This window comes from Xenorhabdus stockiae, from assembly GCF_002632825.1.
Classification (GTDB): Bacteria; Pseudomonadota; Gammaproteobacteria; order Enterobacterales; family Enterobacteriaceae; genus Xenorhabdus; species Xenorhabdus stockiae.
On record NZ_NJAJ01000079.1, the window covers coordinates 1 to 4251 of the forward strand.

General features: G+C 44.0%; 6 protein-coding genes and 1 pseudogene. All 7 read left to right on the forward strand.

Features of this window, described 5'->3' with window-relative positions; all coding sequences use genetic code 11:
- Positions 1 to 159: 159 nt before the first annotated feature.
- Positions 160 to 561 (forward strand): annotated as a pseudogene (locus Xsto_RS19910) (phage antirepressor N-terminal domain-containing protein); the annotation flags it as partial.
- A 317-nt stretch (positions 562 to 878) separates the two neighbouring features.
- The gene (locus tag Xsto_RS19915; RefSeq protein ID WP_099126201.1) at positions 879 to 1085 is read left to right on the forward strand and encodes a hypothetical protein; all 207 of its coding nucleotides are present in this window, start codon (positions 879 to 881) and stop codon (positions 1083 to 1085) included.
- Positions 1057 to 1584, forward strand: coding sequence for a DUF2335 domain-containing protein (locus Xsto_RS19920; RefSeq protein WP_099126202.1), 528 nt, complete (start codon positions 1057 to 1059; stop codon positions 1582 to 1584). Before Xsto_RS19915 ends, Xsto_RS19920 begins: the two co-directional genes overlap by 29 nt.
- Positions 1585 to 1652: 68 nt before the next feature.
- Positions 1653 to 2000, forward strand: coding sequence for a phage tail protein (locus Xsto_RS19925; RefSeq protein WP_099126203.1), 348 nt, complete (start codon positions 1653 to 1655; stop codon positions 1998 to 2000).
- Positions 1997 to 2734, forward strand: a complete 738-nt coding sequence (locus tag Xsto_RS19930) for a phage minor tail protein L (protein ID WP_099126204.1) — start codon at positions 1997 to 1999, stop codon at positions 2732 to 2734. Before Xsto_RS19925 ends, Xsto_RS19930 begins: the two co-directional genes overlap by 4 nt.
- 135 nt (positions 2735 to 2869) lie before the next feature.
- Positions 2870 to 3412: an Ail/Lom family outer membrane beta-barrel protein gene (locus tag Xsto_RS19935; RefSeq protein WP_099126205.1), complete on the forward strand. Its 543-nt coding sequence runs from the start codon at positions 2870 to 2872 to the stop codon at positions 3410 to 3412.
- A gap of 64 nt (positions 3413 to 3476) precedes the next feature.
- Positions 3477 to 4181: a C40 family peptidase gene (locus Xsto_RS19940; RefSeq protein WP_099126206.1), complete on the forward strand. Its 705-nt coding sequence runs from the start codon at positions 3477 to 3479 to the stop codon at positions 4179 to 4181.
- Positions 4182 to 4251 lie beyond the last annotated feature (70 nt).

A 4251-nucleotide genomic window follows, 5' to 3' on the forward strand; every position in this document is an offset into this window, starting at 1 on the left:
AATTTTCGAGCCGCTTCCCAAATTTAGCATGTAAATATTTACAAAAGGTTACAGTTACGTAATAAATGATGTCGCTTTAAATGGCGAAGCCCCGAACTATTTGCGGTAGCTAGGGGCCTCTAATGTACATAAAACGTTTACCCTTGTGAGGAAGTAAACATGATAAGTATACCACTTAACGAGCCGAGTAAAACTATCAGCGTTCCATTTTACGGTTCAGATCTATATGTCGTTGAGTATAACGGCGAGCCATATGTCCCTATGAAACCCATTGTTGAAGGTATAGGTTTAGCTTGGGGTGCTCAGTTTGTTAAATTAAAACAACGATTTAGTAAAGGTGTTTCGGAAATCGAAATACCTACTAAAACAGGCAATCAAGATATGACCTGTCTCGCTCTGCGTAAACTTGCTGGCTGGTTAGCAACTATCAGCCCCAACAAGGTCAAACCTGAAATCAGAGATAAAGTTATTCGTTATCAGGAAGAGTGTGACGATGTTCTTTATGAGTATTGGACGACTGGTGAAGTCAAAAAGAAAAAAGTCGTGAAACCCTCACAAGTTAGATACACAGTTAAACTGGAAATCTACGATAACCATTTCAATCAAGTAGATAGACTTACAAACAGGATGGATACACCGGAAGGAATTATCCAAGGGGTAGCTAAATTATACGGTTATTACATTGATAAAATGGTATCGATGCCGGATAACGCGCTTTAGCCTCAAGCCACGGACGGCATAATATTATTCGTATAGAATGCATACAATGATACTTGGTTTTGAAACCTTTTGGTAAGTTGTAATGCCAAAACTGTTGGATTAAACTAAGAGCTATATTGCAGTTTTGGCACGATGAAACTGACTATGAGGAGGCAATCATGACAGCTACAATACGCCGCTACATGAGAGCGGTGGGCAGTATTATGGATATCATGCCAGCGACTGATTACCGCAAACTTATTTCTACTGGCTCCGATGCGCAGCGATTAAGATCAGATATGATGAACATATCGAAAGATATGAACACCTCAATCGTTACTGTTGGTGAGTCAGCCAATGCCCAAAAACTCAGAAAAACCGCATAATGATAACTCACTACCGGAGAATGCTAATGAGCATCAAGGTAGTGAGCAACCTCAAGATAGCATAGCCGTTATAGAAGAGCGGCTGATATCCGATCCGGCTGCACTGAACAGAATACTGGATAACCCTAATATTGTTTCAGTCATACAGCATAAGATATTTGAATTTCAAGGCCCAATCCCACCGCCAAGCCAGCTAAGAGAGTATGAAAATATTCTACCGGGCGCTGCTGAACGGTTGCTTTCTTTGGCAGAAAAAGAGCAAAAACATCGGCATGACATGGACAATAAAATTGTTGATGGTGGCATGTCAAAGGACAGGAGAGGCCAGTGGATGGGGCTTAGCCTTGCTTTGCTTATCCTGTGTGGTGCTTTTTATTTTGCCAGTAGCGGTGAAATAGGTTTTGCCAGTCTGTTAGTAACATTGGATCTAGTCGGACTGGTGGCTGTGTTTGTCTTGGGGCGTTATCTGAAACAGACATCAGATGATAGCGACGATTAACGCCGCACTATTAAACTCATTATTTTCAATAAGCCGCCTAGTGCGGCTTTTCTTTTATAGGTGCTCATATGGCAGTTGACGTATTTCAATGGCGAACTCAAATTCAGGATTCACCCAGTGGTGAATTTAAGCATCGAATTAAAATGGTTGAGTTTGGTGATGGTTATAAACAAGTATCAGGGGATGGAATTAATCCAGAAAGTCAGTCATGGCCTTACTCTTATATCGGCATAAGAGAAGAAGTAACACCCATCTTTCAATTTATTCGAAATCACACGTTGAAATCATTTATCTGGACGACTCCATACGGAGAGAAAGGCTTATATCGAGTCAAGGCGGACTCAATAACCATGATCCCGATGTCAGGTGGAGTCATGAGAATATCAGCCGTATTTGAACAGGCACATAGCGCATGAAAATTAATGCAGATCTCCAACGTTTGGAGGCAGGAAATAAAATTTTGTTGTTTGCCGTTGATGGTTCGGTCTTTGGGGGGCCAGAACTGCACTTCCACAATTACCCTGTAACCCATACAGAGAGTGATTTGGAAGACCCGAACAATTTACCGATTAAATCTATCTGGTGGCAGGGGATAGAGTACAAACCATGGCCTGTCGAAATACAGGGAATGGAGGTGAATAGTGACGGCAGAACGGTATCACCCGAACTTCGGGTTGCTAATCTGGACGGAACTATCAGCTCGTTGTGTCTTGCTTACCAGAATATGGTGCAGGCGCGTATCACGATCCATATGACATTTGCGCATTATTTGGATGCACGCAACTTCCCGGAGGGCAACCCTGAAGCAGACCCGACACAGGAAAAAATAGACGTTTTTTACATCGACAGTAAAACCCATGAAGACAATGAAAGCGTTCAGTTTGCGTTATCTTCCCCAGCAGACTTGCAGGGCATTCAGATCCCCACACGCCAAATTCATAGCCTGTGTACATGGTGTATGCGTGGCCTGTATCGCAAATCCCCCTGTAACTACACGGGAACGCGCTATTTTGATGAAGAAGGCAACCCAACAGACGACCCGTCAAGGGATGTATGCGGTGGATTGATGAATGATTGTAAACTGCGGTTCGGTGAAAATGCTCAATTGCCGTTTGGCGGCTTTCCCGGCTCTGCGTTATTGAGGAGATAATAAACATGGCTTTATTTGATAAATTTAAGAAATATCTGTAGTGATCTGAATCAAAATTTAGACGATGCAAAAAGATAAAAAAAGGGAACGCTGTATACTTCCTTCACTTTTATTATCTAACTGGTTAATTTAATTATGAAAAAATTAGTTTTTATAGCATTGGTTGCTGCGGGAATGTCTGTTACATCAATGGGAGTAAGTGCAGCCGGTGAAAGTACTATTTCGGCAGGATATGCGCAGAGTCATGTTAAGTCTGGAGGGAGTGAATTAAAAGAAAATCCAAAAGGCTTTAATATCAAATATCGTTATGAATTCGATAATGATTGGAGTGTGATTGGTTCGTTCGCCTACGCTCACCAAGGATATGAGTATTATTATGGCAAGCGCAAGGCAGTTACTGCTGATTTAGATTATTACTCATTGACCGCGGGTCCTGCATATCGTATCAATGAATATGTGAGCGCCTACGGCTTGATTGGCTCGGCTCATGGTAAAATAGAAGCTAAAAACAAAATAAATGGGCTTTCACATAGCGAAAGTAAAACAGAGCTTGCCTATGCTGCCGGTATACAGATTAATCCAATTCCCAATATAGCCATTGATGCAGCGTATGAATATGCAAAACTTGGTGAAGTTAAAGTAGGTACGTGGATGATCGGCGTTGGTTATCGATTCTAAAAGATTGACCTAAATTTAAACTGAACCCGCTTCGGCGGGTTTTTTATTGCCTAAGGAAGCCTTTATGCGTCCTCATGTTATCCAAGCCATCCTAGATCACGCGCAGGCCGACTACCCGAATGAATGTTGTGGGCTGGTCATTCAGAACAGCCGTAAACAACAATATCTTCCCTGTCGCAATACAGCCTCAGTCCCAACAGAGCAGTTCAGCCTTAACCCGGAAGATTACGCCGTCGCCGAAGATACAGGAACCATAGTGGCGATTGTCCACAGTCACCCGGACGCGACCACCCAGCCCAGTCAGTTAGATATCGCTCAGTGCGATCTGTCACAAGTGCCGTGGGTGATTGTCTCATGGCCGGAAGGGGATATTCGTACGCTAATGCCCACAGCAGGGATTAAACCTTTGCTGGAGCGTCCGTTTGTCCACGGTATTTGGGACTGTTACGCCATTGTGCGTGACTGGTATCGACTGGAGCGCAACATTGAACTGCCCGATTTTGTCCGTACGGATGGCTGGTGGAACCGGGGCGAAAATCTCTATATGCAGCACTACGCCTCGGCAGGGTTTGCTGAGTGCAGCGGGGAATTACAGGTCGGTGATGTGATCATCATGCAGGTACAGGCCCGTGAACCCAATCATGCTGGGGTGTATCTCGGTGATGGGCTGATGCTGCACCATATGTACGGGCAACTCAGCAACCGCGTGTCTTACAGTGGCTACTGGCAGGAACGCACAGTGAAAATCGTCAGATATCAGGGGGAATGATGGAAACGATACGCACAATACGCTTATACGGCCCACTCGGGACGCAGTTCGGACGGGAATATCAACTGGC

Bases quoted from the DNA above. Each gene is read 5' to 3' on its own strand.
- Xsto_RS19930 (WP_099126204.1), top strand. From the start codon at position 1,997: ATGAAAATTAATGCAGATCTCCAACGTTTGGAGGCAGGAAATAAAATT.
- Xsto_RS19925 (WP_099126203.1), top strand. From the start codon at position 1,653: ATGGCAGTTGACGTATTTCAATGGCGAACTCAAATTCAGGATTCACCC.
- Xsto_RS19920 (WP_099126202.1), top strand. From the start codon at position 1,057: ATGCCCAAAAACTCAGAAAAACCGCATAATGATAACTCACTACCGGAG.
- Xsto_RS19940 (WP_099126206.1), top strand. From the start codon at position 3,477: ATGCGTCCTCATGTTATCCAAGCCATCCTAGATCACGCGCAGGCCGAC.
- Xsto_RS19915 (WP_099126201.1), top strand. From the start codon at position 879: ATGACAGCTACAATACGCCGCTACATGAGAGCGGTGGGCAGTATTATG.
- Xsto_RS19935 (WP_099126205.1), top strand. From the start codon at position 2,870: ATGAAAAAATTAGTTTTTATAGCATTGGTTGCTGCGGGAATGTCTGTT.